Here is a 26,929-nt window from a genome sequence, read left to right as displayed (position 1 = left end):
TCTACAACGAGCGTGAATCTCCCGAGAGCGCTTACAGGGGCGGGCGATGGAACAGGCACACACCACCACCCACAACGGCGTCGCGGCCACGCCCGGCGCCCAGCGCCGGGTGCTGGTCGTCGAGGACGACGCCACGATCGTCGACGCCATCGCCGCACGGCTGCGGGCGGAGGGCTTTCTCGTGCAGACGGCCGCCGACGGCCCCGCGGCCGTCGACGCGGCCGAGGCATGGCAGCCCGATCTGATGGTCCTCGATGTGATGCTGCCCGGCTTCGACGGTCTGGAGGTCTGCCGCCGGGTCCAGTCGCAGCGCCCGGTTCCGGTGCTGATGCTGACCGCGCGGGACGACGAGACCGACATGCTGGTCGGTCTCGGCGTCGGCGCCGACGACTACATGACCAAGCCCTTCTCGATGCGTGAGCTGGCGGCGCGGGTGCATGTGCTGCTGCGCCGGGTGGAGCGGGCCGCGCTGGCCGCCGTGACCCCCCGCAGCGGGATCCTGCGCCTGGGCGAGCTGGAGATCGACCATGCCCAGCGGCGGGTCCGGGTCAGGGGCGAGGACGTCCATCTGACGCCGACCGAGTTCGATCTGCTGGTCTGCCTGGCGAACACCCCGCGCGCGGTGCTCTCCCGGGAGCAGTTGCTCGCGGAGGTGTGGGACTGGGCGGACGCGTCCGGCACCCGGACCGTCGACAGCCACATCAAGGCGCTGCGCAGGAAGATCGGGGCCGAGCGCATCCGTACGGTCCACGGGGTCGGCTACGCGCTGGAGACCCCCGCTTCATGAAGCGGTGCTCCCGGGACGCGCGGGCCGAGCGCAGGAGGCGGGGAGTCTCGATCTCGATCAAGACCAAGCTCGGGACCCTCGTCGTCGTCTCCGTGTTCATCACGACGGGCCTGCTGCTGGTGGCGCTGAAGACCTCGACGGAGCTCCGCTTCATCACGGTGTTCTCGGTGATAGCGACCCTGCTGATCACCCAGTTCGTCGCGCACGGTCTGACCGCGCCGCTGGACGAGATGAACACCGTGGCCAAAGGGATATCGCACGGCGATTACACCCGCCGGGTGCGCGGGGCGGACCGCCGTGACGAGCTGGGCGACCTCGCCTCCACGATCAACCGCATGGCGGACGACCTGGAGGCGGTGGACCGGCACCGCAAGGAGCTGGTCGCCAATGTGTCGCACGAGCTGCGCACCCCGATCGCGGCGCTGCGGGCCGTACTGGAGAACGTCGTGGACGGGGTGTCCGCGGCCGATCCGGAGACGATGCGCACGGCGCTGACGCAGACGGAGCGGCTGGGCCGGCTGGTGGAGACGCTGCTGGACCTCTCCCGGCTGGACAACGGGGTCGTACCGCTGCGGGCCCGGCGCTTCGAGGTGTGGCCGTATCTGTCGGGGGTGCTGAAGGAGGCGAATCTGGCGGGGGCGCAGCGGCGGCTGGCCTCCGGTTCGGGGCATCACACCCGTACCGACGTCCATCTGCATCTGGATGTGTCGCCTCCGGAACTGACGGCCTTCGCGGACACCGAGCGGCTGCACCAGGTGGTCGCCAATCTGATCGACAACGCGGTGAAGCACTCGCCTCCGCACGGCCGGGTCACGGTACGGGCCCGCAGGGGCCCGCAGGAGGAGTCGCTGGACCTGGAAGTGGTCGACGAGGGGCCGGGCATCCCGGAGCAGGAGCGCCGCCGGGTCTTCGAGCGGTTCAACCGGGGCGAGGCCCCTTTCCCGGACGGCAAGGGCAGTGACGGCGGTACGGGTCTGGGCCTGGCGATCGCCCGCTGGGCGGTGGATCTGCACGGCGGCCGGATCGGAGTGGCCGAATCCGCTCGGGGCTGCCGGATTCTGGTCACTCTTCCGGGAATCCCCGCGCAGCGAAGTTGACGTATGGTGCGAACCGGCGGCGACCGCTTTGCGTGTACGTAACAAGGGATGGGGCATCTATCTCGCGATCCCCGCCCCTCCGCCACCCGGCGGGGACGAGTTGCCGCAACGGTCGCGGATGCCTGCGGCATGGGCAAACTGTGCTTGTTTCCCGCCATTCCCTGCCATGAAACACGTCTTTCGGTGTGACTTGCGCGACGATGGCTGGCCCGGCCTGCATCTCCCGGCCTCGGAGGCGTAGCCTTTATTTCCGCTGTCCATCACCTTGTGAAGCGGAAGAGGGCGGTTGCCGCCGTGTCGTCTCAGTCCCCCAGTAACGCGAGCTCCTCCGGCCTCCGGCCGGGGGGTGCACCCACGACCGCCGATCAGGGCGCGCAGGGCAAGGACCCTGCCGCCGCGTTCGGCGCAAATGAGTGGCTTGTCGACGAGATCTACCAGCAGTACCTCCAGGACCGGGATTCGGTCGACCGCGCCTGGTGGGACTTCTTCGCCGACTACAAGCCGGGAGGCGGGAGCAGCGCCGAGGCGCCCGCCGGAGCGGTGACCGCCGCTCCCCCGGCGAGTGCGCCGGCGGCCCCCGCGAGCACCCAGGCCGCCCCGCCGGCCCCGCCCGCGGCGCCCCCCGCCCAGGCTCCCGCTCCCCAGCAGGCGGCCCCGGCACCGGCGGCGCCCGCCAGGCCCGCGCCGGCACCCGCAGCACCGGCGGCCCAGCCGGCCGCGCCGAAGCCCGCGGCGGCGAAGGCACCGGCCGCCGGATCCGACGAGGGCGGCCCCGAGCTGGTCCCCCTCCGCGGCCCCTCCGCGGCCGTCGCGAAGAACATGAACGCCTCGCTGGAGATGCCCACGGCCACCTCCGTGCGCGCCGTCCCGGTGAAGCTGCTCTTCGACAACCGGATCGTCATCAACAACCACCTCAAGCGCGCCCGGGGCGGGAAGGTCTCCTTCACCCACCTCATCGGGTACGCGATGGTCCAGGCCCTCAAGGCCATGCCGATGATGAACCACTCCTACGCGGAGAAGGACGGCAAGCCCACCCTCGTCAAGCCGGAGCACGTCAATTTCGGCCTCGCCATCGACCTGGTGAAGCCGAACGGCGACCGCCAGCTCGTCGTCGCCGCCATCAAGAAGGCCGAGACGCTCAACTTCTTCGAGTTCTGGCAGGCGTACGAGGACATCGTCCGCCGCGCCCGGAACAACAAGCTGACGATGGACGACTTCACGGGCGTCACCGTCTCGCTGACCAACCCCGGCGGCCTCGGCACCGTCCACTCCGTACCGCGTCTGATGCCCGGTCAGTCGGTCATCATGGGCGTCGGATCGATGGACTACCCCGCCGAGTTCCAGGGCACCTCCCAGGACACCCTGAACAAGCTGGGCATCGCCAAGGTCATGACGCTGACCTCGACGTACGACCACCGGGTCATCCAGGGCGCCGCGTCCGGCGAGTTCCTGCGGGTCGTGGCCAACTTCCTCCTCGGCGAGGAGGGCTTCTACGACGACATCTTCGAGGCGCTGCGCATCCCCTACGAGCCGGTCCGCTGGCTCAAGGACATCGACGCCTCGCACGACGACGACGTCACCAAGGCGGCGCGCGTCTTCGAGCTGATCCACTCCTACCGGGTCCGCGGCCATGTCATGGCCGACACCGACCCGCTGGAGTACCGCCAGCGCAAGCACCCCGACCTGGACATCACCGAGCACGGGCTCACCCTGTGGGACCTGGAGCGCGAGTTCGCGGTCGGCGGTTTCGCGGGCAAGTCGCTGATGAAGCTCCGCGATGTGCTGGGCGTGCTGCGCGACTCGTACTGCCGCACCACCGGCATCGAGTTCATGCACATCCAGGACCCCAAGCAGCGCAAATGGATCCAGGACCGGGTGGAGCGCCCCCACTCCAAGCCGGAGCGCGAGGAGCAGCTGCGGATCCTGCGGCGGCTGAACGCGGCCGAGGCGTTCGAGACCTTCCTCCAGACCAAGTACGTCGGCCAGAAGCGGTTCTCACTGGAGGGCGGCGAGTCCGTCATCCCGCTGCTCGACGCGGTCATCGACTCGGCCGCCGAGTCCCGGCTCGACGAGGTCGTCATCGGCATGGCCCACCGCGGCCGGCTGAACGTCCTCGCCAACATCGTCGGCAAGTCGTACGCGCAGATCTTCCGCGAGTTCGAGGGCAACCTCGACCCGAAGTCGATGCACGGCTCCGGTGACGTCAAGTACCACCTGGGCGCCGAGGGCACCTTCACCGGGCTCGACGGCGAGCAGATCAAGGTCTCCCTGGTCGCCAACCCCTCCCATCTGGAGGCCGTCGACCCGGTGCTCGAAGGCGTCGCCCGCGCCAAGCAGGACGTCATCAACAAGGGCGGTACGGACTTCACCGTCCTGCCGGTCGCCCTCCACGGTGACGCGGCCTTCGCCGGCCAGGGTGTCGTCGCCGAGACGCTGAACATGTCCCAGCTGCGCGGCTACCGCACCGGCGGCACGGTCCACGTCGTCATCAACAACCAGGTCGGCTTCACCGCCGCCCCGGAGTCCTCGCGTTCGTCCATGTACGCCACCGATGTGGCCCGCATGATCGAGGCGCCGATCTTCCATGTGAACGGCGACGACCCGGAGGCGTGCGTCCGCGTGGCGCGGCTCGCGTTCGAGTTCCGCCAGACGTTCAACAAGGACGTCGTGATCGACCTCATCTGCTACCGCCGCCGCGGTCACAACGAGGGCGACAACCCGCAGTTCACCAACCCGCAGATGGTCGCGCTGATCGACAAGAAGCGCTCGGTGCGCAAGCTGTACACCGAATCCCTGATCGGCCGGGGCGACATCACCCTGGAAGAGGCGGAGCAGGCGCTCCAGGACTTCCAGGGCCAGCTGGAGAAGGTGTTCGCGGAGGTCCGCGAGGCCACCAGCCACCCGGCCCCGACGCAGGTCCCGGACCCGCAGGCCGAGTTCCCGGTCTCCCTCACCACCGCGATCTCCCAGGAGGTCGTCAAGCGGATCGCCGAGTCCCAGGTCAACATCCCCGACCAGATCACCGTCCACCCGCGGCTGATGCCGCAGATGCAGCGCCGCGCGGCGTCGGTGGAGGACGGCACGATCGACTGGGGCATGGGCGAGACGCTCGCCATCGGCTCACTGCTGATGGAGGGCACCCCGGTCCGGCTCTCCGGCCAGGACACCCGGCGAGGCACCTTCGGCCAGCGCCACGCGGTGCTGGTGGACCAGGTGACCAACGAGGACTACACCCCGCTGCTCTATCTGACCGACGACCAGGCCCGTTACAACGTCTACGACTCGCTGCTCAGCGAGTACGCGGCGATGGGCTTCGAGTACGGGTACTCCCTCGCCAGGCCGGACGCGCTGGTCATGTGGGAGGCGCAGTTCGGCGACTTCGTCAACGGCGCGCAGACCGTGGTGGACGAGTTCATCTCCTCCGCCGAGCAGAAGTGGGGCCAGACGTCCGGCGTCACCCTGCTGCTGCCGCACGGTTACGAGGGCCAGGGCCCGGACCACTCGTCCGCCCGCCCGGAGCGGTTCCTCCAGATGTGCGCGCAGAACAATATGACGGTCGCGATGCCCACCCTGCCGTCGAACTACTTCCATCTGCTGCGGTGGCAGGTCCACAACCCGCACCACAAGCCGCTGATCGTCTTCACCCCGAAGTCGATGCTCCGGCTCAAGGCGGCGGCGTCGAAGGTGGAGGAGTTCCTCTCGGGCGGCTTCCGTCCGGTCATCGGCGACGACTCGGTGGACCCGGCGGCCGTGCGCAAGGTCGTCTTCACCTCCGGCAAGGTCTACTACGACCTGGACGCGGAGCGCCGTAAGCGCGGTACGACGGACACGGCGATCATCCGGCTGGAGCGGCTGTACCCGCTGCCGGGCGCGGAACTCCAGGCCGAGATCGCCAAGTTCCCGAACGCGGAGAAGTACCTCTGGGCCCAGGAGGAGCCGGCGAACCAGGGTGCGTGGCCGTTCATCGCGCTCAACCTGATCGACCACCTCGACCTGGCGGTCGGCGCGGACGTCCCCCACGGGGAGCGTCTGCGGCGGATCTCCCGCCCGCACGGCTCGTCGCCCGCGGTGGGCTCGGCGAAGCGGCACCAGGCGGAGCAGCAGCAGCTGGTGAACGAGGTCTTCGACGCGTAACGCTCCGGCGCTGTGCGTTTTCCCGGGGGCCCGGCTCCCCGCGCCTCCCACGCGGGCCCGGGCCCCTGGCGTTTCCCCGGGCGGCCGGGGGTCTCCGGGTTCCCGGGGTAGGGCGCGGGTGCGGATGCGGGTGCGGGTTCCTCCGGGTCCGGCCGGTAAGGGCGCTCCGGGGCCGCCGGGTTCGCGGCTGCGGGTTGCTCCGTGTTCCGGTTGCGGTACTCCGGGCACGGGTCCCGCCCAAGCCCAACCCCGCCTGGAGCGCGGGTCCGTCCTCAAACGCCGGACGGGCTGGAAATGCCACCCCCGGGCACGGGTCCCGCCCAAGCCCAACCCCGCCTGGAGCGCGGGTCCGTCCTCAAACACCGGACAGGCTGGAAACGCCACCCCCGGGCAGGGCCCCACCCAAGCCCAACCCCACCCGGGCCACAGGTCCGTCCTCAAACACCGGACAGGCTGGAAACGCCACCCCCTGTTCAGGATGGGGTGACCGCGACACCACCAACCCCCACCAGCAACCTGAACAGGACCAGGGCGGGCACACCAAGCCTCGCCGGCGATTGAGGCGCGGGGACCGGGGCGGAGCCCCGAGAAACCGGCCGGCACAGGCAACCCGCACCAAGACCGGGCCGAGGACCGACATCACCCGCACCGGGAACGCCGGGGCCCGAAACCACCAGCCCCGCCGGCGATTGAGGCGCGGGGCCCGGGACAGCCCCCGAAAGCCAGCCGACAGGCAACCCGCGGCTACGACGGCGCCGGAGCCGCCGGCACGGCAGGTGCCTGGAACGGCGGCTGAGGAGGCGCCGGCGGATGCGGTGGCCGCGGAGGCGGTTGGAGCACGGGCAGCGGCTGCGGGGCCTGCGACGCCCCCTGCGGCTGCGCGGACCTCGAACTCCCCCGGCCCTGCCGGGCATGCCGGGGCGCCTTGGACCGGCGTGACCGCGGGGGCGTCGGGGCCGCCTGGGCCGCCCGGGGCTGCGGGATCTCCGCGTTCTGCGGCGGCTGGGGCGCCTGCGCGGGCACCGGAGGCAACAGCGCCGTCACGGCCTCGGACGCCGGTGCCGCCGCCGGATCGGGCGCCGGAACAGGAGGAGGCACGGGCACCTGCGCCGCCCAGGGCTGCGCCCCTCCGGGTGCCTGGGGCGCGAGATCGGCGACCGCCGGGGCCGACGGGGCGCGCCTACCCGCATGGGCCGCCGGATGGGGCTGCCCGGGTATCGGAACCGCCCCCGGCATCTGACCCTGCTGAGGCGGCCGCGCCCCCGGAGCCGTACCCGGCATCTGACGCTGCTGAGCCATCGGCGCCCCCGCCGCCCGTGCGGGCGGACCCGTCCGGGGAGGCTGGGCCCCCGTCGGCACCCCGGCCGCCCGGGCCGGTGCGGGCGGCCGGGGTGCCGACGGGGGCCGACCGGGCACGGTCGCCACAGGCCCCTGACCGGCCGGAGGCGTCGTACCGCTACGGACCGCCGCGGGCGCCCCGGCTCCCTGCACCGGCCGGGACTGTCCGCCCCCGTGCACCGCTCCGGGCACACCGGCCCCCGGCCCCGCGCTCTGAACCGCCCCGGGCGCCACCGCCTGCCGAGGCTGGGCCACCCGGGGCGCGCCCGCCCCCGGAGCCGCTCCGGCCGCCCCGGGGGAAGCACCCACCGAAGCCACCGGCCCCCGCCCGGCCACCGGCCCCCCAGGCACACCCGCCGCCTGCATCGGCCCCGGCTGTCCACCTCCCTGCACCGCCCCGGGCGCCACCGCCTGCCGAGGCTGAGCCACCCGGGGCGCACCCGGACCCGCACCCGGAGCCGCCACGGACGAAGCCATGGGTGCGGGCACAGCAGCAGGCGCGGCTCCCCCGGCCGCCACAGCCGCCGCGGGCGAACCGGGCTGCACGGGCCGGGCCGGGCCACCGGGACCGCCCCGGGGTGCTCCGGGACCGCTCTGGACCGGCGCGGACCCTCCGGGACCGCCCTGCGGTACGGCGGCCACCGGGGGCCTCCCACCAGGCGGGGCCTGCCCCACGGGAGCCGCCGCGCCCGCCGGGCGGGCCTGTGCGGGCGGAGCCGAACGGGAGTGTCCGGCCGCCGCGGGCACGTGACGCGCGGGGGGCGGGACAGCCGCTGTCGGCGTCTGACGCGCGGGCGGCGGAACGGCCGCTGCCGGTACCTGCCGAGCCGGTGGCGGGACAGCCGCCGGGAGAGCACCCGGCACCTGGTCCGCAGGGCGGGCCGACGCGGCCACCCGAACCCCCGGCACCTGGTCCGCGGGGCGGGCCGGCGCAGCCGCCCGGGCCCCCGGCGCCGGGGTGGGCAGGGGCGGGGGAAGTGCCGCTCCGGGGCGCTGCGGTCCCGCGGGGGCCCGTACGACCGGAGGCTGTGCGCCCGGCGCCCGTATCGGTGCCTCGGCCCGTATCGGCGCCTCCCGGGGCGGACCGCCCGCCGCGCCCGGCTGGTCCTTGAGCTGCCAGGTGAGAGTGACCTGCACGGACGCCGCCCCGTCCCCCGCTGCGAGGACCGCCAGCGCCGCGCCCGACTCCGCGGTCAGCTCGATCCCGAAGGAGACGCTCGCCTCATCGGGCCGGGCCGCCGCCGCGGCCTCCAGCACGGAGGCGCCGACCTCGGTGATCAACCGCTCCAGCTGGTGGACCTTGGCGGCCGGATTCTCGATGAAACCCCGGCCCTCGTTGCCCGGCTGTGCCCCTTCGGGCACGGACAGCCGGGCGAGCACGATCGCTCCCCCGGGCAGCTCGATCCGCTGGACGCGTCCGCTCACGGTATCCCCCGTTCTCCACGGTCAACCCCACCCCCGGCGCCCACCCACGTGCGTGTGTGCGAGTGGCGACACGTTACTTCCCCATCCGGCCGCAAAGCAGCCGTTTCCGGCCGCCGACAGTCGGTGTACCGTGCCGCCGTAGTCTGATGGGGTAGTCCCCATCCGTCCCTGGAGCATGTCTTGTACTTCACCGATCGCGGCATCGAGGAACTGGAGAAGCGGCGCGGCGAGGAGGAGGTCACCTTCGAGTGGCTCGCCGAGCAGTTGCGTACGTTCGTCGATCTGAACCCCGACTTCGAGGTCCCGGTGGAGCGTCTGGCGACCTGGCTGGCGCGCCTGGACGACGCGGACGAGGACGAGTAGCGGGGCCGTACCCACCGCCCCCGGCCGCACCCACCACCGCGGGTCCAGGCCCTCCGGCCCGGACCCGCCGCCCCGGACCCGCCGCACCACAAGCGCACCCCGCGCGGAAACGTCACCGCGCGAGCGCCCGTGTCCCCGACGGCGGCCCCTCCCGGCGGGCCGCCCACCGGACCTACGACCGCGCCGGGGGTGACGGCGTCAACGGCCGCGCCACCCGCCTCCCGCGCCCGCCTCAGCCCTCCCCCGCCACCTCGGCGAGCCCGGCGCGCCCGCCTCCCGTCCGCCGGAGCCCGTACGCGAGTGTCAGCGCGCCCTGCGCGATCAGCACCGCCCCCGCGACCGTCCAGCCCGCGCCGCCCCGCCGCAGCCCCCAGGCGACCAGCGGGACGCCCGCCGCCAGTTGTACCGCGCCGAGCAGCCTGGGGCCGGTGCGGTCGCCCGGCTCACGCAGCCAGTGGTCCAGGCTCTCCTCCACCGAGTGGAGTTCGGTCCGTACGGCGTCGCGCCAGCCCACCCATTCGACCCGCTCCGCGCCCGCCTCCCGCGCGGCGGCGAGGAGCCGCGCGCCCGGCGCGCCGAGGGTGAGTCCGCGCGGGAGGTCGAGTCCGGCCCGGCTCAGCACCGCGGCCAGGCCGGCCAGCCGGGCCCGGGAGTCCGCGTCCGGATCGGGCAGGGTGAGGGGCTCCAGGTCCTGGACGTCGAGTACGGGATCGAGCCCGAGGCGCTCCGCGAAGGTCAGCATGGCCTCGTCCTCCCCGACGGGTGTCCCGTCCGCGAGCCAGATGTATCCGACGGGTCTGCGGAAGCCGGACGCGAGGGTGAACCCCGCTCCGTCGGCGTCCCACCAGAGCGCGAGCACGGGCCGTCCCGAGCCCACGGCGACGGCGAGGGCCGCCGCCCAGCCGCCCAGGACCCGGTCGACGGGTTCGTCCTCCCGCCAGGGGGCTCCCTCGGGGACCAGAACGCTCCACTCGTCGCCCGCGGGGACGAGGAGCTGCCGCTCGCGCAGCAGCTGAGCGGGGGAACGTACGGCGGAGGGTCCGGCCCGGCAGAGCAGCAGCGCGCCCACGGGTATCGCGTTCATGTGCCCCACGCTAGATCACTTCGCCCCACTATGACCCCTTATGGATATCGCACCCCTCTCACTCCGGGCCGCCGTCAACAGGCTTGACATCCTTCATTCGCGATATATCGTATTGACGAAGAGACGCGATATGTTGCGTCATGGTCCGCCGCACGGGTCCGTCCAGGAGGTCAGCGACATGACAGAGTCGACGTGGGAGGTCTCGGAGCCTCGCAAGCTCACCTTCGACGCCCCGGTGACCGCTCTCAGCGTCCGTATCGTGAACGGAACCGTCAACGTCGTGGGGACGGACGGGGATTCCGCCCGGCTGGAGGTCGCGGGAATCGACGGCCCGCCGCTGATCGTCACCCGGGAAGGCTCCACCCTCACGGTCGCGTACCGGGACCTGCCCTGGACGGGCTGGCTGAAGTGGCTCGACCGCAAGGGCTGGAACCGCAGCGCGGTCGTGTCGCTCGCGGTTCCGGCGGGCGCCCGCGTCGAGGTCGGTGTCGTGGGCGCGGGGGCCGTGGTCTCCGGCATCCAGGGCGCGACGACGGTACGGGGAGTCAGCGGCGACACCACTCTCGTACGGCTCTCCGGCGCGGTCCGCGCCGACACCGTCTCCGGGAGTCTGGAGGCCCAGTCGGTCACCGGCGATCTGCGCTACAACTCCGTGTCCGGTGATCTGACGGTGTTCGAGAGCGCGGGCGCGTCCGTGCACGCGGACTCCGTGAGCGGCGACATGCTCGTGGACCTCACCTCCCCCGACGGGGAGGACGAGGGCGGGCCGGCCGACCTCAGGCTCAACACGGTCTCGGGCGAGGTGGCGATCCGGCTGCCGCATCCCGCGGACGCCCGGGTGCGGGCGGAGACGGCGAGCGGTTCGGTCGCCAACGCCTTCGACGATCTGCGGGTCAGCGGCGAGTGGGGCGCGAAGCAGATCACCGGGACGCTCGGCGCGGGCACGGGCACCCTCAAGGCGACGACCGTCTCCGGCTCCATCGCGCTGCTGCGGAAGCCGCCCCTGGACGCCGACCCGGACCCGGCCGACGCCCCCACCACCGGAAAGGTGCTCTGACATGCCCCCCGTCTTCGCCCACGGCCGTCTGCGCCTGTATCTGCTCAAGCTCCTGGACGAGGCTCCGCGCCACGGGTACGAGGTGATCCGGCTGCTGGAGGAGCGTTTCCACGGTCTGTACGCGCCGTCGGCGGGCACGGTCTACCCGCGGCTGGCCAAGCTGGAGGCCGAGGGTCTGGTCACCCACGCCACCGAGGGCGGCCGCAAGGTCTACTCGATCACCGAGGCCGGGCGTGAGGAACTGGCCGGCCGCAGCGGTGAACTGGCCGACCTGGAGCTGGAGATCCGCGAGTCCGTCTCGGAGCTGGCGGCGGAGATCCATGACGAGGTACGCAGCGCGGCGGGCAAGCTGCGCAGCGAGATGCGGGCCGCCGCCGCGTCGGAGACCCGCAAGTCGTCCGGCAGGAAGTCCTCGGGCAAGGAGAACGACTCCTGGCGCACCGCCAAGGAGGAGTGGCGCAAGGTCACCCATGAGTGGCAGGAGCAGGCGCGCCGCGCCAAGGACGAGTCCCGGCGCGCCCGCGAGGACGCGCAGCAGGCACGCCGCCAGGCCAGGGAGGCGCAGGAGATGGCCCGCGACGAGATGCAGCGGATCGCCAGGCAGGTCCAGGAGCAGGTCCAGGGGCACTTCACGCGCGGCGACTGGCCGACGGGGGTCCGCGAAGGACTCACCGAGCTGTCCACGCAGCTCAGCGGCCTGGCCCGGAACGGCTGGCCTCCGTCCGGCAGGCCGGACCCCGTATCCGATCCCGCCGCGGATTCCCCTGCGGGTTCGGGTACGGGAGCCGATACGGGACCGGCTTCGGGCGCCGGAACGGAGGCGCCACCGCGGTCCGTACCGGACTGGCCCGCCGACACCCCCGCGACCGGCGACCCCAGCCGGGACCTGGACCGTCTGCTGGACCGCTTCCGGGACGACATCCGGGACGCCGCCCGGGACAACGGGGTCACCGAACTCCAGCTCGCCGAGGCACGCCGCCTTCTCTCCACGGCCGCGGCGCACATCACGGCGCTGCTGCACCTGCCGAAGGCCGACCGCCGGGAGTCCGAATAGGCGCTCGCTCACGGACGCGGCCGGATCAGCGTGCGAAAGCCGGTGGCCGTCTGCTCCCGGGCGTCCTTAGGGTTGGTGGAATGACACACGGCACCGTGGATCCGGCGGCGATCACTCCGGAGATGGCCGCCCGGATCCGCAGATGGCGGGTCGACGAGGACTTCTCCTGGCGTGCCGTGGCCCGGGCCGCATCCGACCTGTGGGGCTCCGATTGGGGCGGCAACCAGCTCTACGGTGAGGACCTCTGCGTGGCCGCGGCGAAGGTGCTCGGCGAGGACCCCTGCCGGGAACCGTGGAATTGACGCCCGCCGGGGGTCTCCCCGGATCAGGTGTTCGCGGAGGGCCGGGACGAGCGGGCCCGGTCCGCCGGGACCGCGGGACCACGGAAGAGGGGCGCGCGGCCGGGGCGGGTACGCAGCGGAGAGGCCGAGGGGGCCAGGAAAATCCCCCGGGGGTGCCGACACCGGTTCCGTAAGCTCGCCGTGCGTCGATCGACGGCGGCCTACTTGGAGGACCGGTGCCGGCACACCAGCGGATCACGGTACGCAATGCCCGTTTCCAGCAGTGGGAGGCGTTGCTGAACAACCGGAACAAACGCACACGGGCACGCGAGTTCCTGGTCCAGGGGGTACGCCCGATCTCCTTGGCGGTGCGGTACGGCTGGCCCGTCAACGCGCTGATCTACGACGGACGGCGGGAGTTGTCGCAGTGGGCGCGGGAGTTGCTGCGGGAGGTCGACGCCGAGCCGGTGTCCATGGCCCCCGACCTGCTCGCGGATCTGGCGGAGAAGAACGGGAGCCCGCCGGAGATGGTCGCCGTCGTTCAGATGCCGTCCGACGACCTGGGGCGGCTCCGGGTCGGCAGCGGCTTTCTGGGCGTCCTGTTCGACCGGCCCACGAGCCCCGGGAACGTCGGCAGCATCATCCGGTCCGCGGACGCCTTCGGGGCCGACGGGCTCATCGTGTCGGGGCACTCCGCGGACATCTACGACCCCAAGTCGGTGCGGGCCAGCACGGGTTCCCTCTTCGCGCTGCCTGCGCTGCGTGTGGGCTCACCCGGCACGGTGATGGCCTGGGTCGCCGAGCGCCGGGCCGAGGGACGGCCGATCGTGCTGGTCGGCACCGATGAGAAGGGGGACTGCGAGGTCTTCGACTTCGACTTCACCCAGCCGGTGCTGCTGCTGGTCGGCAATGAGACCTCGGGGCTGAGCAACGCCTGGCGGGACGTGTGCGACCACACGGTCAGCATTCCGATGACCGGATCCGCGAGTTCCCTGAACGCCGCCAACGCCGCGACCGCCGTGCTCTACGAGGCACATCGGCAGCGCCTCCTCGCCGCAAGGCGGTCCTGAGGGGCCCGGCCCGGCCGGCCCTCGTCCGGGAACCGGACGGCATCTCTTCGTAGAACAGTTTTATCCCTCAGGGGCTGACCAACTATGCGCTGATGTGAAGAGTTGCCCCAGGTTGGGCCGGTGCACCCTAGGCATGCACTTGGATTGTCGAACAATCCTGACTAGGGTGACCGGTGGGCCGCACGGCTCATCGAACGTGGGGAGGGAAGACATTGGGTGCAGAGGCCGCATACCGGTCGAGCGACGGCGGTGCACTGGCCGTGGACCGGGAGTTCTACCGGAAGGTGACCGGCGGCGACCGTGAACTGGTGGACTCCTTCGAGATCCCCATCCGCTCGGGCCGCGCCTGGGAGGTGCCCGCCGGGCATCTGTGCCGGCTGGTCACCGTGGACGGGCCGCAGGTCGGCGATCTGAACGTATGGAATGCCAACGACCCCCGGGAACGGCTCTGGGCCGCACGGACCCGGCAACTCCAGCGGGCCCATGTGTCGACTTTTGACCGTCTGTGGTCGAATCTGCCGTTCCTCAGGCCCCTGCTGACCATTACGGACGACACCCTCGCCGACTACGGCCGGGACGGGGACGGCGGCCGGGTGCACGATCTGCTCGGCAGCCGGTGCGATCCCTATGTGAACCGGATGCTCAGCGGCGTGGACTTCGACTTCCACTGCCATTCGAACCTGGTGCGCGCGGTTCTGCCGTACGGACTCACCGAGTTCGATGTCCATGACGTGCTCAATGTGTTCCAGTGCACCGGGCTGAACGACGAGGACCGGTACTTCATGAGCCCGTGCCCGGCCCGGCCCGGGGACCACTTCGAGTTCTTCGCGGAGCTGGATCTGCTGTGCGCGCTGTCCACCTGCCCTGGCGGTGATCTGTCGGTGCCGCTGTGGGGACCGGACGCCCGCGATCCGCTGGACACCTGCCATCCGATCGGGGTGGAGGTGTACCGCCCGGATCCCGGACTGCTCTCCGGCTGGACCCCGCCGTCCCGCGCCGCCTACCGCGGGCTGCACGGGATGGCGCTGCCGAGCTGGACCCGGCAGGAGTAACGCCGGGACGGGGGCAGTCGGGGCCCCGGCGGGACTGGCGGCGGGACCGCGGGCCCTGCCACCGGCAGGCCCCGGACCGGTCCGCGCGGTACCCCGGGCCCCCACCGCCGGAAAGCCCCCGGGTGGGGCGGGGACCCCGACGGACCGGGCCCGCGGACAGCCGGACACACCGTCATGGCATCGGACGATCCACCCCGGCGGTGTGGCGGCGGAGGCAGGCGGGCCCCGTCGGCCCGGTGTCGGCCCGGTGTCGGGGCGGGGTCAGCCCAACGGCCGGTCAGTCCAACGGCCCCCGGGCCGCCCGCAGCGCGGCGAGCACCAGGCGCTCGGAGTCGTCGAGATAGACCGCGAGGACCCCCTGGGCGTGGTCGATCCGGCCGCGCCGGATCAGTTCGTACAGCTCACGGTCCCGCTGCGGCCACGGCCGCTCGAACTCGGCCTCGTCACCGACCGCCCCCCAGGCCAGCCGCAGCATCGCGCCCAGCCTGCGGAAGAAGTCGTCGCACAGCGGGCTGTCCAGCAGGGAGACGAGCGCCTGATGGAAACGCAGGCTCGCGGTGCCCACGTCCCGCCAGCGCTTCTGCGCCGCCGCCAGCTCGACCGCCGAGACGGCGGACTCCAGAGCCTCCAGCCGGGCGTCGTCCCGCAGCGCGCTCGCCGCGAGGGCCTGCGGTTCGATCACCCGGCGGACCCGGTAGATGTCCCGCACCCGCGCGGCGTCGATGGTCGCGACCACGGCCCCGCGATGCAGCTCCTGGTGCACCAGACCCTCGGTGACCAGCAGACGCAGCCCTTCACGCAGCGTATTGCGGGAGATGGTGAACAGCGTCGCGAGCTGCGCCTCGCGCAGCCTGCTCCCCGGCGCCAGCTCCCCCTCCAGGATCAGTTCCCGGATTCTCGCCGCCACCCGGTCGGCGGACGCGATCGCCTCTCCGTCGGATGACGCGCCGGGTCCGCTCGTACCGTCTGCCCTGTCCGCCACATGATTGGTCACCGCGTCATCGTAGGTGGCAGTTGATTCAACAATCAAGGCCGCGTACTCGCATGGATATGCAGGCTTAAGAGGCGATTTGGCTCTCAACCTCGCCAGTTCCCCGATTCCATTGACATGGATCGTTGAGCAATCTAGCGTCTGCGCCCATGACTAGCGAGAGAACCGCCGCAAGGCGCGATCGAGCCTCGTCGGACCGGGCGCCGTCGGATCACGCCTCGTCCCGCTGGGCCACCGCGCCCGGGATCCGAGGCACGCACCAGGGTTTCGTCCGGCGTTCCACGGGGGTGGTACGGCAGATCTCCGGTGCCGACGCCGTCATCGGGAACATCCTGCTCGTCAACTTCGTGGCCGCCGTCGCCACACTCGTCGTGGTGCCGTTCACCTTTCCCGGCGCCAATCTGCCGCTGGCCGTCCTGCTGGCTCTGCTGCCGGCCCTGGCGCTGGCCACGGTCTACGTCCTGTTCGCGCTCGCGCTGCCGCGCTCCGGCGGCGAGTACCTCTATGTCTCCCGGGTCTTCCACCCGTCGGTCGGCTTCGCGGCGAACTTCAGCTTCATCGGCTGGAACATCCTCTTCGGCGGCCTGCTGGTGAATCAGTTCGCGACCGTCTACCTCTCCGGCTTCTTCGCCTCGCTGGGCTGGTCGGCGGGGGTGAGCGCGATGTCGCACAAGGGGGTGGTCCTGCTCGTCGGCGTGGTGCTGATCGCCCTCACCACGATCCCGGTCATCGTCGGCACCCGGTTCGCCATGCGGGTGATGAAGGGTTCGTTCTACGTCGGCTCGGTGCTGCTGCTGATCACCCTGGCGGTCCTGGCGTTCGCCGGTCATGACACCTTCGTGGCCTCCGTCGACCAGCAGGCGTCGTACACCGGCATCATCGAATCCGCCCGGCAGGCCGGCTTCGAGTCCCGCCCCGAGGGGTTCGCGCCGACCGTGCAGGCCGTCGCGCTGATCAGTCTGGCCACGATGTTCGTGATGTGCTCCACGTACACCACAGGCGAGGTCCAGGACGTACGGCGGTCCGTGCCCAAGGCCGTCTACGGATCGGCGCTCATCGGCGTCGCGGTCATCGTCGTCATGGCGCTGATCGCCACCCGGGTCTGGAGCACCGACTTCCTCGCCGCCGCGAACTATCTCTCCTCGGTGGCGCCGGAGCGCTATCCGCTGGAGTCGACCCCCGACTTCTCGTATCTGGCGGTCCTCACCCGCCCCGGATGGCTGTTCTCCACCGTCGTCAATGTGTCGTTCCTCTGTCTGATCACCGGGAATCTGATCTTCGGGACGGCCACCATGAGCCGGTGCTTCTCGGCCTGGTCGTTCGACCGGATCATGCCGCAGGCCCTCGCCTCGGTGAGCACCCGCCGCCGTACGCCGGTCAACGCGCTGCTCGTCTTCGCGATCTGCTCCGTACTCGCGCTGGTGTACTACACGTTCGACGGCGATGTGACCTTCCTGGCGGGGGCCACCCTCGGGTTCATCGCGACCTTCCTGACGGTTTCGGCGGCCGCGATCGCCTTTCCCTATCTGCGGCCGCGGCTGTTCCGGGGCTCCGCGGCCGACATCCGGGTCGTCGGTGTCCCGGTCATCGTGATCGCAGGGGTGGCGTCCTCGCTGATGCTCGGCGCGATGGTGTACGCGTTCCTCACCAATGACGCGTTCGACGCCAACGGCACCACGGGCCTGCTGTTCTTCGCCGGGTTCTGGGTGGTCGGCCTCGTCGTCTTCGGTGTGGCCCGTCGTATCCACCTCAGGCGGGGCCTGCCCTTCGACGCCGCTTTCAAGGAGCTGACCGGAGAATGAACCCGCCCCGGACCCGGACCTCCCCGGCCCGTACGAACGGAACCCGCACCAACGGAACCCGTACACATGGAACACGTACGCACGGAGCACGTACGCACGGAACACGGCTGTACTTCGCCACGGATCTGCGGGCAGCGGACCGCTGCTTCAGCAAGTTCCTGAGCGCGGCCTCGGCCTATGACGCCCAGGTGCTGGTTCTCGGCGGCAACCTCACCGGCACCCGGATGGCGCCCGTCGTACGCCACCGCGCGGGAGTGTGGCGCGCCGTGCTCAACGGATCCCCCGCCGAGCTGCGGACCGACCGGGAGGTCGCCCGGTTCGAGCAGCGGGCGGCGGACGCCGGGGTGTACACCTTCCGCACCGAGCCGGACGAACTGGCCGCGCTGGACGACGATCCGGCCGCCGTCGACGCCGTCTTCCACCGGCTGGCCGCGGACCGGCTGCGCCGCTGGCTGGAACTGGCCGCCGACCGGCTGCCGGAGGACCGGGTACGGCTCCTCGTCTGCTGCGGCAACGACGATCCCACGGATCTGGACGCGCTCATCGACGCCTCCCCGGCGGCCCTGCTCACCGAGGGCAGGGCGGTGGAACTGGACGAGCGCAGGGTGCTGGTCGGGGTCGGCTACTCCAATGAGACCCCGTGGCGGTGCGAACGGGAGCTTCCGGAAGAGGGGCTTGCGGCACGGCTGGCCACCGCCCTGGAGGGAGTGGACCGCTCCGGCGCGCAGCTCGTCCTGCACACGCACTGCCCGCCGTACGACTCCGAACTCGACGCGACGGTGGTCCTGGACGAGGAGCTGCGGCCGAGGACCGAAGCGGGCCAGGAGATCGTCGCACCGTCGGGCAGCACCGCCGTACGGGAGATCGTCGAGCGCTACGAGCCGGTCCTGTCGCTGCACGGCAGGGCACTGGAGAGCCGGGGCTATGTACGGCTGGGCCGCACTCTCGCGGTCAATCCGGGCAGTGAGTTCTCCGACGGCATTCTGCGGGGGGTGCTGGTGGACCTCGACGAGAACGGGGTGGCCCACCATCTGCTGACATCCGGCTGACGGCACGGCCACGGGGCCCACCGGGCCGTTCGGACCGGCCCGTCCTCTTCTCTTTCCAATTCCGTTTCCATGACAACCATCGGCCGAGCGGTTCCACCGGCCGATTCCATCTGACGAGTGACAGGGAGCAGCAATGAACGACACCGGACGATCGGTGACGGTTCCGGCACAGCAGGGGCGCGCGTTCACGGTCGCCGCGGGCGAACTCGTGGAGATCGTCGACGTGGAGGGGCACCAGGTCGGCGATCTGTGGGTGATCGACGCCGAGGACCACGGCCGCTGGCTGTCCACCAGCCACACCAGGGACCGGCGGGAGCGGATGTTCCCCCGGGTCGGGGAGTCGTTCACGGATCAGTTCGGCGAACCGATCATCGAGTTCACCGCCGACGCCTCGCCCGGCCGGCACGACATGCTCTTCCCGCCGTGCAACCGCTGGCTGTACGAGAGCGTCGGGCTGTTCGACCACCCGAACTGCCATGACAACTTCCTCGCGGCGGCGGCCTCGGCCGGAGTCACGCTGCCCGTGGTGCCCGATCCCGTGAACTTCTTCCAGAACTCGGCTCCGGAGCCGGACGGCACCCTGGACGTGCTGACCGCCGCGTCCTCGGCCGGTGACTCGGTCACCCTGCGGATGCTGCGCCCCGCCGTGGTCGTCCTCACCTCCTGCTCCGTGGACAACTGGCCGACGAACAACAAGAACTGCACTCCGCTGCTCGCCCGGATCGGCGCGGCGTGAGCGCGCGGCTCGATCCCGTGGTTCCCGCGGGCCCTCCGGGGCCCGCGGGAGCCGTCGGACCTGGGGGACCTGGGGGACCCGGGGATCCGGTGGAGTCCGTCGGACCCCTACGGATCGTCAGCGCCCGGCGCGTCCACACCATGGCCGGGGCTCCGGGTACGGCCGGCACGGGCCGGGAGGTCACCGCGCTGGCGACCCTCGGAGAGTGGATCGTCGCCACCGGGACGGCTGCCGAGCTGCGGTCGCGCTTCCCCGGGGCCGAACACGTCGACCACGGCCGGGGCGTCGTCGTCCCCGGCTTCAACGACGCCCACCAGCATCTCGGGGATCTGGCCGACGGCCTCGACCACCTCGATCTGGGCGCGCCGCGGTTCCGCGACCGGGCGTCGGCCCTGGCCGCGCTGGCGGCCCGTATCGGGGAGGCCGCCCCCGGGCAGTGGGTCCGCGCCCACCGCTACGACGAGACCCGTACCACGCCCGGCGTGCTCACCCGTGCCGAGCTGGACTCCCTGGGAGGCACCGCCCCCGTCCTGGTCACGCATGTCTCCGACCACAGCGCCGTACTGAACTCCCCCGCCCTGCGGCTGGCCGGGCTCGACCCGGAGCGGGTCCCCGACGGCCGGGTGCACGGGCCGGAGTTGTTCCGGCTGCTGTGGAGCGACGAGGCGATCGTGGACAGACCGTCCGCGGACGGCTGGATCGCGGGTGTCCGGCGACTCACCGGGCGGTACCACGCGGCGGGCATCACCTCCGTCGGCGACGCGCTGGTCTCCCCCGGGCAGCTCCGCCTCTACCAGGAGGCCCGCCGTCGGGGGGAGCTGACGGTCCGGGTGAACGCGCTGATCGACGCCACCCACGCCGACGACTTCCTCACGCTCGGCGTGGGCAGCGGCTTCGGTGACTCCTGGCTGCGTATCGGCGGGTTCAAGGCGTTCGTCGACGGCGCGGTCGCCGGGCACTCCTGTCTGCTGGAGCAGCCCTTCAGCGATTCCGGCCCGGCCGATCACGGCGAGCAGGTCACCCCGACGGAGGAGTTGTACGCGCTCTTCGAGCGGGTCCACCGGGCCGGGAGCGTCATGGCGGTCCACGCCAACGGCGACCGGGCGATCGGGGTGCTCCTCGACATCGTGGAGTCGGTACGGGCGGCCCTGCCGCGCCCCGGGCTCGTCCACCGTATCGAGCACTGCACGGTCCTCGGCCCCGGGCTGGCGGCCCGGATCAAGGCGGCGGAGCTGGCCGCGGTCCCCTTCGGCTCGTACATCACCGCGCATGGCGCCAAGCTGCTCCAGTGGTACGGGTCCGAGCGGCTGCACCGGATGTTCCCGCACCGGACCCTGCTGGACCACGCGATCCCGGTGGCCGGTGCCTCCGATCACAGTGCGGCCCCCTGTGAACCGCTGATCGCGCTGCGGGACATGGTCACCCGTACCTCCCCCGACGGGGTGGTGCTCGGCGGAAGCCAGCGGATCACGGCGGCGGAGGCGCTGTGGATCCAGACGGCCGGCTCGGCGACGGTCGCGGGGGAATCGTCGCTCAAGGGCAGCCTGACACCCGGACGGCTGGCGGACTTCGTGGTGCTGGAGGACGATCCGCTCACGGTGGACCCCGCGGGACTCGCGGAGATCGGGGTACGGGAGACGGTGGTCGGCGGGGTCACCCGCTGGACGAGCGGCGACCGATGAACGATGAGCGATGACTCCGGCGGCCGGGCGGCCGAGGACCGGGCGGCCGCCGGGGACCGGAAGCCGGACCGCCCACCGCCGGGCCGGGGCGGCCGGGCCTACGGACCAGGGGCGGCCGGACCTCCGGACCAGGCACCACCCGACCGGGATCCGACCACCGCTGCCGGGCCTACGGACCACGCACCACCCGACCGGGGGCGGCCGGACCTCCAGACCACGCACCACCAACGCCGGACCGCCCGACCGGGATCCGGACCACCGGACCACCACTGCCGGACCGCCCACCGCCGAACAGGGGCGGCACGACCGGCCCCGCCGCCGGACGGCGAGCGTGCGGTCATCGGCAGTCCCCACCGCCGAACAGGAAGCGAGCGATGATCAGCAGCCCCCACCGCCGGACGAGGTGCTCCCGATGACGGGCCGGCCGCTGCCGCCGGACGAGACGGCCCGTGCCGAACTGGACGCGCTGCGCACGGGCCTGGCGCGGTTGCCCTCCCCCGCGCTCCGCGCCACTCCGGCCCCGGCCGTTCCCCGCCCGGCGCTGCCCGCGCTGCCCGGGATCCCGTCCGCGTCGGCCGGGCCCGCCGTCGACCCCGCCAGGGCCGAACGGCTGGACGCCCGGCTCGGCGCGCTGACCTGGACCGACTGGGACGCGGTTGCCGATCCCAAGGGCCCGCTGGCGGGTCTGGCCGTCGGCGTCAAGGAGAACTTCGACGTCCTCGGACGTCCGACCAGGGCCGGACGTGCCGCCGTGCCCCCGCCCGCCGACCGGGACGCGGTGGCCGTGGCCCGGCTGCGGGCAGCCGGTGCGCGGCTGGTGGCGGGCTGTGCGATGACCGAACTCGCCGTCTGTCTGGACGGCAATCCACACCGTCCCGAGACCCGCAATCCGGTGGACGACACCCGGATCGCGGGGGGATCCTCCTCCGGCTCGGCCGTCGCCGTCGCCGCCGGGTTCGTGGCCGCGGCCCTCGGCAGCGACACCGGCGGTTCCGTGCGGATCCCGGCGGCGCTGTGCGGAGTCGTCGGATTCAAGCCGACGTACGACCTGCTCCCCACCGACGGCTGTGTGCCCCTGTCCCCCTCTCTCGACCACGTCGGTGTGATCACCCCGGACACGGCCACGGCCCTGGCGGCCGTCCTCGCGATGGCCGCCCCGGGCGCCTGCCCCGTCCCCGCGCCGGTACCGAGGAAGGTCCGGGTCGGCTGGCCCGTCGACTGGACCGCCCCGGCCGACCCCGCGGTGAACGCGGCCTGCCGTGCCGCCCTCTCCGCGCTGCCCGACTCCATCGAAGTCGTACCCCTGGAACTGCCACTGACCACCAGCACCTCGGTGATCGCCAATGTCGCCGTACTGGCCGCGGAATCGGCGGCCGCGCTGCGGCCCCCGCTCACGGACCGGTCCACCGATCCGCGCGCGCTCGCGCTCGTCTCGGCCGGCGCGTACCTGACGGACGGCGAGGTTCGGGCCGCCCACCGGCAGCGGCTGCGGATCGCGGCTGAGTTGCACACCGCGCTCCGCTCGGTCGATGTGATCGCCACCCCCACCGTCGCCGTCACCGCGCCGCGGATCGGCACCGCCGCGATTCCGCTGTCCGACGGGCGCACCCTGTACTGGCCCGACATCGGCGATCACTTCACCGCCGCCGCCAACAGCACCGGATTCCCCGCCGTTTCGCTGCCCGCGGGGCAGGTGGACGGCCTGCCCGTCGGCCTCCAGCTGATCGCCGGCCCCTACGAGGACGGCTGGCTGCTACGGCTCGCGGCACTGCTGGAAGGCGCACCGCAGTGAAGTCCGTCGCTCCCGGCGCCGGCCGGAAACCATCCCCTGCTCCGTTGCGCCGCTGACCGGTCGGCCGGCCACGACACCGGCGGAGATCACCCCGCCGACCCGGCGGGCGGGCCGCCGTCCCTCGCCTGCCTCCGGCGCACGACGGTGCGTGCCGCGGTCAGGAGTGCCCTGAGCGCGGGTGGGGTCGGGTGCGAGGGGAGCCACACGAGTGCGGCGGTGGTGGGAGGAAGCCCGGTGACATCGACGTAGGCGACTCCGGGGCGGGGGTAGAGGGAACGGGCGGCGGCCGGAAGGAAGGTGATGCCCGCCCCGCTGGCGACGGCGTGCAGCATTCCCTCAAGGTCGGAGACCTGTGGTCCGTAACGAACGGGGGCCCCGCCGGGGTGGGGGTTTGCCGTCCAGAAGTCCCACCAGGCCCGGGGTGCTTCGGGCAGGACGTCGATCACGGTGCGGTCGGACAGCTGGGCCAGGGTCAGGGGCGCCCGGCCGACCAGGGGGTCGTCCGCGTGCAGGCACACCACGCGCGGTTCGGTCGCGAGCCGGAGGCTGCGGAATCCGGGCGGCAGCGGCGGGCGCAGAAAGGCGGCGTCGATCTCTCCCCGGGTGAGCGCCGAGATCTGTTCGACGAAGTCGACGCTGCGGATCTCGACGGTGATTCCGGGCTGCCGGGCGGAGAGTTCTTCGAGGACGTCGACGGTGTAGGGCATCGCGGCCTCGGCCCCGATGGCGCCCAGCCGCAACCGGCCCTTGATCTGTCTCGTCAGCGTGGCGAGGCACGCCTGGAACCGTTCGACGGCGGCGACGAGTGCCCTGGCTTCGGGCACGATCTCGCGGCCGACGTCGGTGAGTTCGACATGGCGCGTGGTGCGGTGCAGCAGGTCGACACCCAGCCGGTCCTCCAGGGCCTTGATCTGCCGGCTGAGTGCGGGCTGGGTCAGGAAGAGACGCTGAGCGGCGCGGCCGAAGTGGAGCTCGTCGGCCAGGACGAGGAACTGGCGGAGCTGGGTGATGCTCGGTTCGGCTCGTCCCAGGGCCCTCTGCCCAGCCGAACGCGCCCCTGCCGCGTCCCGACCATTCATAACCGGGACGTTATCGATCCGGCTGAAGAAGCAATAGCCGTTTCCAGGACAACCGTTCCCCGCTTGGGGCACTATTCGAGGAGTTCGCATCGAAAGGGGACCGGCCCGTTGGCCGAGCCATGCGGCTTGCGCAGTGGTCACCCACGCAGCACCTGAAACTCGGACAACACTTCCAGCGAAAGATCCGGCGCTCCCGGCCGACACCCGTACGGGTTGTGACGGAGACGGTCCGCTGATTCTCGAACAGTGCATTCCCTCACGACATTCCATCACGCGAAACCCGACGGAGAGATTCCCGTGCCAACGGTTCATCGCGGCCCGGAAGAAGTGTCCCGCGCTCCCGCAACTCTCGTAGGAGGAGAAGAACGATGAGGAAAGCCGTCTTCGCCGCTGCCGCCCTCGCCCTGGTGTTCTCGGGCGGCGCGGCATCACCCGCCGGCGCCGCTCCGGCCACCGGCCCGGCCGTCGGCAAGGCCCCGGCAGCCTGGAACGACTGTCCGCCCGGGCACTTCTGTTTGTTCGAGGACCGGGACGGCGGCCGGCTGATGTACGCGTACGACGAGTGCACCCCGATGGGAGTGGTCAACATCGGCTCGGTGGGCCAGGGCGACAAGGTCACCTCGTTCTGGAACCGCAGCCGCTTCCTCGCCCACATCTACAACTGGAAATTCGACGACTGGAAGCTGATGCGCGCCGTCTCCGCCAACACCCCGCAAACCAACTTCCCTGCCAACCAGAACGACCAGGCCGACGGGTTCAGGGTCTTCTGCTGATTCAGCTCTCGCGCCGGAGGAAAAAGCAATGAGCAATGATGGATCGGACACACCTGTCGTACCCGCACGTACCGGCGGTGCCGTAACGCTCCCCCCGACAACGCTCTCCCCGACAGCACTCTCCCCGACCCGCCGCCGCGTTCTGCGCTGTGCCATGGCGGTCGGCCTGGCGCTCTCCGCGGCATTCACGGCCGCGCCTTCCGCACACGCGGCACCCGCCTCGGCACCGGCTCTCACCGCGGCCTACGCCGAGTTCCGGGTCGATGGTGCTCGCATGCGCACCGGACCCGGCACGGCCTACCCCGTCGCCGGACTCGGCTATCGCAGCCACCGGGTCACGGTGCACTGCGCACGGCCCGTAGCGCCTCAGATGGTCTGGTACCACCTGACCAACGGCACCACCGGCGTACGCGGCTGGTCGGAGCAGTCGGTCGTCTACGTCGAAGGCTCCGTCCCGCCCTGCTAGGGGCTTGCAGGGGAGCAACACCTTGATTCCCTGCAAGCCCTTGAGTGCTTCCGGGCCGGTGGCGGTTGAGATATCCGTGCCGCCGCCGGTGGCGCCGGGCCGTCCGCGCTCGTACGTACGGCGCACCGGCGGGGACGGCCCGCGTACGGCGAGGACGGCCGGCCCGGCGACGGCAGGCGTTCCGGCCGGGGTACGCGCTAGGCGGGCGTTACGCGCCGGTACGTCGTGATCAGGACGCCGCTCGTGGAGGTCTTCGTGTCCACGAGCGACAGCCGGCTCGGCACGGTTCCCCCGTCGAACAGCCGCTTCCCCCTGCCCAGGAGGAGCGGGAAGACGAGCAGCCGGTACTCGTCGACGGCGTCCAGAGCGATCAGGCTCCGGAGCAGTTCCCCGCTGCCGAGCACCACGATGTCTCCCTCGGTTCCGCGCTTGATCCTCGCCACCTCCCCGGGGAGGTCCGGGCCGATCCGCAGGGAGTTCGCCCAGGGGAGATCGTCGCCGAGGGTGCGCGAGACGACGTACTTGGGCATCGCGTTCATCGCCGCGACCGCGGGGTCGGCGGGGTCGGCGGCCGGCCAGGTCGCCGCGAAGATCTCGTACGTCCTGCGCCCCACGAGCATCGCCGAGGCCCCGGCGGTGGCGGAACTCATAAAGGTCTCCACGACCTCGTCGACATACGGCAGGACCCAGCCGCCCTGGTCGAACCCTCCTTCACGGTCCTCGTCCGCCGACAGTACGGACTGCATGACGCCGTCCAGCGTCATGAACTCGACGGCTACCAGATTTCCCATCACAGACTCCTTGCAGCGCCCGGCACACCCGTGGCGGGCGCTCTCCCGTTGACGTACTCCCGGGGTTGACGTTCACCATGCACCGAACTCATCGGTACCGCACAGAATCGACCGTTCGTCGGTGCCGGGGCCGTGGCGCGGGAGACTCCGGCGGCTGCCCGGGCAGCCGGGTGGGCCGGGCCGGTGACGCCGGGCTCAGGCGGGGGCGGCGCCGTAAATCACCCGCTCCACCGACGCGTAGGTCGCCCCGTGGTCGGCGAGGACCTCGGAGACGACGCCCTGCCGGGCCGTGAGAGCGAGAAGGAAGTGCTCGCCGCCGATCCGGCGGTCACCGCGGCCCGTGGCGATACGGAGGGAACGGACCAGGGTGTCCTGGGCAGCGCGGGTGAAGGTCCTGGCCAGGAACCGGCGGCGCCCGGTCCGGGCGCCGGTCCGGAGCACCCCCTGGCCGTGGCTCTCCTCCGCCCGGGCCACGATCTCGTCGACATCGACACCGAGGCCCGCGAGCGCCTCCACCTCGGACCGGGAGATACCCGCGCGCCGGTGGGCTTCGGAGAGGGCGCTCCGGACGGACTCGCGCCGGTCCGTGATCCCGAGCGCGGTGAAGGCGAAGGCCGCCCGGGTGCCCTCCTGCTCCATCAGCGCGAGCAGCAGATGCTCCTCGGTGACCACGTCCGCGCCCGCCCGTTCGGAGACGGCCACGGACTGCTTCACGACATCCCGGGCCTCCGGGGTGAACCGTTCGAACATCATCGCCTCCCGTGCTTCTTGTGTACGGCCTGCCGGCTGACGCCCAGCTCGGCCGCGATCTCCTGCCATGACCAGCCCTGATTGCGCGCGCTGCGGACCTGTACGGCCTCAAGCTGTTCGAGTAGCCGCCGCAGTGCGGCGACCGCCCGGAGCCCGACCCGTGGGTCGCGGTCGCCCGCGCGCTCGGCGAGATCCGTTGCCTCAGTCATGCCTGTCAATTTATATTGACAGTTGTCCACAGTCAACCCCGGTTGACACGCGCGGCCGTACTCTCGA

23 protein-coding genes are annotated in these 26,929 nt (G+C 71.9%); 16 read left to right on the top strand and 7 right to left on the bottom strand.

Going from position 1 to position 26,929, the window contains the following annotated elements:
- The first annotated feature begins 46 nt into the window (after positions 1-46).
- The 3 genes from ACIBCM_RS11940 to ACIBCM_RS11930 all read left to right on the top strand — a co-directional run bounded on the left by ACIBCM_RS11940 (position 47) and on the right by ACIBCM_RS11930 (position 6,018).
- A complete protein-coding gene (locus ACIBCM_RS11940; protein WP_399241924.1) occupies positions 47-787 on the top strand; it encodes a response regulator transcription factor in 741 nt (246 codons plus the stop codon).
- Positions 784-1,884, top strand: a complete 1,101-nt coding sequence (locus tag ACIBCM_RS11935) for an ATP-binding protein (RefSeq protein ID WP_399241922.1) — start codon at positions 784-786, stop codon at positions 1,882-1,884. Before ACIBCM_RS11940 ends, ACIBCM_RS11935 begins: the two co-directional genes overlap by 4 nt.
- A 294-nt stretch (positions 1,885-2,178) precedes the next feature.
- Positions 2,179-6,018, top strand: a complete 3,840-nt coding sequence (locus ACIBCM_RS11930; protein WP_399241920.1) for a multifunctional oxoglutarate decarboxylase/oxoglutarate dehydrogenase thiamine pyrophosphate-binding subunit/dihydrolipoyllysine-residue succinyltransferase subunit — start codon at positions 2,179-2,181, stop codon at positions 6,016-6,018.
- 744 nt (positions 6,019-6,762) lie between these two features.
- Here ACIBCM_RS11930 and ACIBCM_RS11925 read toward each other — a convergent pair.
- Complete coding sequence (locus tag ACIBCM_RS11925) at positions 6,763-8,718, bottom strand: CU044_2847 family protein (RefSeq protein ID WP_399242111.1); 1,956 nt, start codon at positions 8,716-8,718, stop codon at positions 6,763-6,765.
- A 243-nt stretch (positions 8,719-8,961) separates the two neighbouring features.
- On the opposite strand from ACIBCM_RS11925, the gene ACIBCM_RS11920 reads away from it, so the two are divergent.
- Complete coding sequence (locus ACIBCM_RS11920; protein ID WP_030560703.1) at positions 8,962-9,144, top strand: DUF6104 family protein; 183 nt, start codon at positions 8,962-8,964, stop codon at positions 9,142-9,144.
- Positions 9,145-9,376: 232 nt separating this feature from the next.
- On the opposite strand, the gene ACIBCM_RS11915 is transcribed toward ACIBCM_RS11920, so the two are convergent.
- Positions 9,377-10,228 carry a hypothetical protein gene (locus ACIBCM_RS11915; protein WP_399241918.1) on the bottom strand — a complete coding sequence of 284 codons (852 nt, stop codon included), beginning with the start codon at positions 10,226-10,228 and terminating at the stop codon, positions 9,377-9,379.
- A 178-nt stretch (positions 10,229-10,406) separates the two neighbouring features.
- Here ACIBCM_RS11915 and ACIBCM_RS11910 point away from each other — a divergent pair, with 178 nt between their 5' ends.
- From ACIBCM_RS11910 to ACIBCM_RS11890, 5 genes are all read left to right on the top strand, one after another.
- Positions 10,407-11,285 carry a DUF4097 family beta strand repeat-containing protein gene (locus tag ACIBCM_RS11910; protein WP_399241916.1) on the top strand — a complete coding sequence of 293 codons (879 nt, stop codon included), beginning with the start codon at positions 10,407-10,409 and terminating at the stop codon, positions 11,283-11,285.
- Position 11,286: 1 nt separating this feature from the next.
- The gene (locus ACIBCM_RS11905) at positions 11,287-12,339 is read left to right on the top strand and encodes a helix-turn-helix transcriptional regulator (RefSeq protein ID WP_399241914.1); all 1,053 of its coding nucleotides are present in this window, start codon (positions 11,287-11,289) and stop codon (positions 12,337-12,339) included.
- Between the two features lie 80 nt (positions 12,340-12,419).
- Positions 12,420-12,641 (top strand): hypothetical protein, encoded by a 222-nt coding sequence (locus ACIBCM_RS11900; RefSeq protein ID WP_399241912.1) that lies wholly within the window; start codon positions 12,420-12,422, stop codon positions 12,639-12,641.
- A 215-nt stretch (positions 12,642-12,856) separates the two neighbouring features.
- Positions 12,857-13,690, top strand: a complete 834-nt coding sequence (locus ACIBCM_RS11895; protein WP_399241910.1) for a TrmH family RNA methyltransferase — start codon at positions 12,857-12,859, stop codon at positions 13,688-13,690.
- A 212-nt stretch (positions 13,691-13,902) separates the two neighbouring features.
- Complete coding sequence (locus tag ACIBCM_RS11890) at positions 13,903-14,742, top strand: DUF1989 domain-containing protein (protein WP_399241908.1); 840 nt, start codon at positions 13,903-13,905, stop codon at positions 14,740-14,742.
- Between the two features lie 277 nt (positions 14,743-15,019).
- Here the strand turns inward: ACIBCM_RS11890 and ACIBCM_RS11885 are convergent, their stop codons facing one another.
- The gene (locus ACIBCM_RS11885; protein WP_399241906.1) at positions 15,020-15,736 is read right to left on the bottom strand and encodes a GntR family transcriptional regulator; all 717 of its coding nucleotides are present in this window, start codon (positions 15,734-15,736) and stop codon (positions 15,020-15,022) included.
- 146 nt (positions 15,737-15,882) lie between these two features.
- Between ACIBCM_RS11885 and ACIBCM_RS11880 the strand changes: the two genes are divergently transcribed.
- From ACIBCM_RS11880 to ACIBCM_RS11860, 5 genes are all read left to right on the top strand, one after another.
- Positions 15,883-17,535: an APC family permease gene (locus ACIBCM_RS11880; RefSeq protein ID WP_399241904.1), complete on the top strand. Its 1,653-nt coding sequence runs from the start codon at positions 15,883-15,885 to the stop codon at positions 17,533-17,535.
- Complete coding sequence (locus tag ACIBCM_RS11875; RefSeq protein ID WP_399241902.1) at positions 17,532-18,584, top strand: hypothetical protein; 1,053 nt, start codon at positions 17,532-17,534, stop codon at positions 18,582-18,584. Before ACIBCM_RS11880 ends, ACIBCM_RS11875 begins: the two co-directional genes overlap by 4 nt.
- Before the next feature lie 133 nt (positions 18,585-18,717).
- Positions 18,718-19,320 (top strand): DUF1989 domain-containing protein, encoded by a 603-nt coding sequence (locus ACIBCM_RS11870; RefSeq protein WP_399241900.1) that lies wholly within the window; start codon positions 18,718-18,720, stop codon positions 19,318-19,320.
- A gap of 89 nt (positions 19,321-19,409) precedes the next feature.
- Positions 19,410-21,002 (top strand): amidohydrolase, encoded by a 1,593-nt coding sequence (locus tag ACIBCM_RS11865; RefSeq protein ID WP_399241899.1) that lies wholly within the window; start codon positions 19,410-19,412, stop codon positions 21,000-21,002.
- A 412-nt stretch (positions 21,003-21,414) separates the two neighbouring features.
- Positions 21,415-22,794, top strand: coding sequence for an amidase (locus tag ACIBCM_RS11860; protein WP_399241897.1), 1,380 nt, complete (start codon positions 21,415-21,417; stop codon positions 22,792-22,794).
- 86 nt (positions 22,795-22,880) lie between these two features.
- Here the strand turns inward: ACIBCM_RS11860 and ACIBCM_RS11855 are convergent, their stop codons facing one another.
- The gene (locus ACIBCM_RS11855) at positions 22,881-23,873 is read right to left on the bottom strand and encodes a LysR family transcriptional regulator (protein ID WP_399241895.1); all 993 of its coding nucleotides are present in this window, start codon (positions 23,871-23,873) and stop codon (positions 22,881-22,883) included.
- 368 nt (positions 23,874-24,241) lie between these two features.
- Between ACIBCM_RS11855 and ACIBCM_RS11850 the strand changes: the two genes are divergently transcribed.
- Entirely contained in the window at positions 24,242-24,646 is a 405-nt protein-coding gene (locus ACIBCM_RS11850; RefSeq protein ID WP_399241894.1) for a peptidase inhibitor family I36 protein, read from the top strand.
- A gap of 274 nt (positions 24,647-24,920) precedes the next feature.
- Positions 24,921-25,112 carry a hypothetical protein gene (locus ACIBCM_RS11845; protein ID WP_399241892.1) on the top strand — a complete coding sequence of 64 codons (192 nt, stop codon included), beginning with the start codon at positions 24,921-24,923 and terminating at the stop codon, positions 25,110-25,112.
- Between the two features lie 197 nt (positions 25,113-25,309).
- On the opposite strand, the gene ACIBCM_RS11840 is transcribed toward ACIBCM_RS11845, so the two are convergent.
- From ACIBCM_RS11840 to ACIBCM_RS11830, 3 genes are all read right to left on the bottom strand, one after another.
- Positions 25,310-25,903 (bottom strand): dihydrofolate reductase family protein, encoded by a 594-nt coding sequence (locus ACIBCM_RS11840; protein WP_399241890.1) that lies wholly within the window; start codon positions 25,901-25,903, stop codon positions 25,310-25,312.
- Positions 25,904-26,098: 195 nt separating this feature from the next.
- Positions 26,099-26,656 carry a Clp protease N-terminal domain-containing protein gene (locus tag ACIBCM_RS11835; protein ID WP_399241889.1) on the bottom strand — a complete coding sequence of 186 codons (558 nt, stop codon included), beginning with the start codon at positions 26,654-26,656 and terminating at the stop codon, positions 26,099-26,101.
- Positions 26,653-26,862 (bottom strand): helix-turn-helix domain-containing protein, encoded by a 210-nt coding sequence (locus ACIBCM_RS11830; RefSeq protein WP_055624179.1) that lies wholly within the window; start codon positions 26,860-26,862, stop codon positions 26,653-26,655. Before ACIBCM_RS11830 ends, ACIBCM_RS11835 begins: the two co-directional genes overlap by 4 nt.
- Positions 26,863-26,929 lie beyond the last annotated feature (67 nt).

The sequence above is a fragment of the Streptomyces sp. NPDC051018 genome (assembly GCF_044456085.1).
Lineage (GTDB): Bacteria > Actinomycetota > Actinomycetes > Streptomycetales > Streptomycetaceae > Streptomyces.
Note: the sequence above shows the minus strand (reverse complement) of the source record. Positions and strands in the feature narration are given on the sequence as shown.

Excerpts from the sequence above, each read along its gene's own strand:
- ACIBCM_RS11940 (WP_399241924.1), top strand. The coding sequence starts at position 47 with ATGGAACAGGCACACACCACCACCCACAACGGCGTCGCGGCCACGCCC.
- ACIBCM_RS11935 (WP_399241922.1), top strand. The coding sequence starts at position 784 with ATGAAGCGGTGCTCCCGGGACGCGCGGGCCGAGCGCAGGAGGCGGGGA.
- ACIBCM_RS11915 (WP_399241918.1), bottom strand. The coding sequence starts at position 10,228 with ATGAACGCGATACCCGTGGGCGCGCTGCTGCTCTGCCGGGCCGGACCC.
- ACIBCM_RS11910 (WP_399241916.1), top strand. The coding sequence starts at position 10,407 with ATGACAGAGTCGACGTGGGAGGTCTCGGAGCCTCGCAAGCTCACCTTC.
- ACIBCM_RS11905 (WP_399241914.1), top strand. The coding sequence starts at position 11,287 with ATGCCCCCCGTCTTCGCCCACGGCCGTCTGCGCCTGTATCTGCTCAAG.
- ACIBCM_RS11900 (WP_399241912.1), top strand. The coding sequence starts at position 12,420 with ATGACACACGGCACCGTGGATCCGGCGGCGATCACTCCGGAGATGGCC.
- ACIBCM_RS11880 (WP_399241904.1), top strand. The coding sequence starts at position 15,883 with ATGACTAGCGAGAGAACCGCCGCAAGGCGCGATCGAGCCTCGTCGGAC.
- ACIBCM_RS11875 (WP_399241902.1), top strand. The coding sequence starts at position 17,532 with ATGAACCCGCCCCGGACCCGGACCTCCCCGGCCCGTACGAACGGAACC.
- ACIBCM_RS11870 (WP_399241900.1), top strand. The coding sequence starts at position 18,718 with ATGAACGACACCGGACGATCGGTGACGGTTCCGGCACAGCAGGGGCGC.
- ACIBCM_RS11860 (WP_399241897.1), top strand. The coding sequence starts at position 21,415 with ATGACGGGCCGGCCGCTGCCGCCGGACGAGACGGCCCGTGCCGAACTG.
- ACIBCM_RS11855 (WP_399241895.1), bottom strand. The coding sequence starts at position 23,873 with ATGAATGGTCGGGACGCGGCAGGGGCGCGTTCGGCTGGGCAGAGGGCC.
- ACIBCM_RS11850 (WP_399241894.1), top strand. The coding sequence starts at position 24,242 with ATGAGGAAAGCCGTCTTCGCCGCTGCCGCCCTCGCCCTGGTGTTCTCG.
- ACIBCM_RS11845 (WP_399241892.1), top strand. The coding sequence starts at position 24,921 with ATGCGCACCGGACCCGGCACGGCCTACCCCGTCGCCGGACTCGGCTAT.
- ACIBCM_RS11840 (WP_399241890.1), bottom strand. The coding sequence starts at position 25,903 with ATGGGAAATCTGGTAGCCGTCGAGTTCATGACGCTGGACGGCGTCATG.
- ACIBCM_RS11835 (WP_399241889.1), bottom strand. The coding sequence starts at position 26,656 with ATGATGTTCGAACGGTTCACCCCGGAGGCCCGGGATGTCGTGAAGCAG.
- ACIBCM_RS11830 (WP_055624179.1), bottom strand. The coding sequence starts at position 26,862 with ATGACTGAGGCAACGGATCTCGCCGAGCGCGCGGGCGACCGCGACCCA.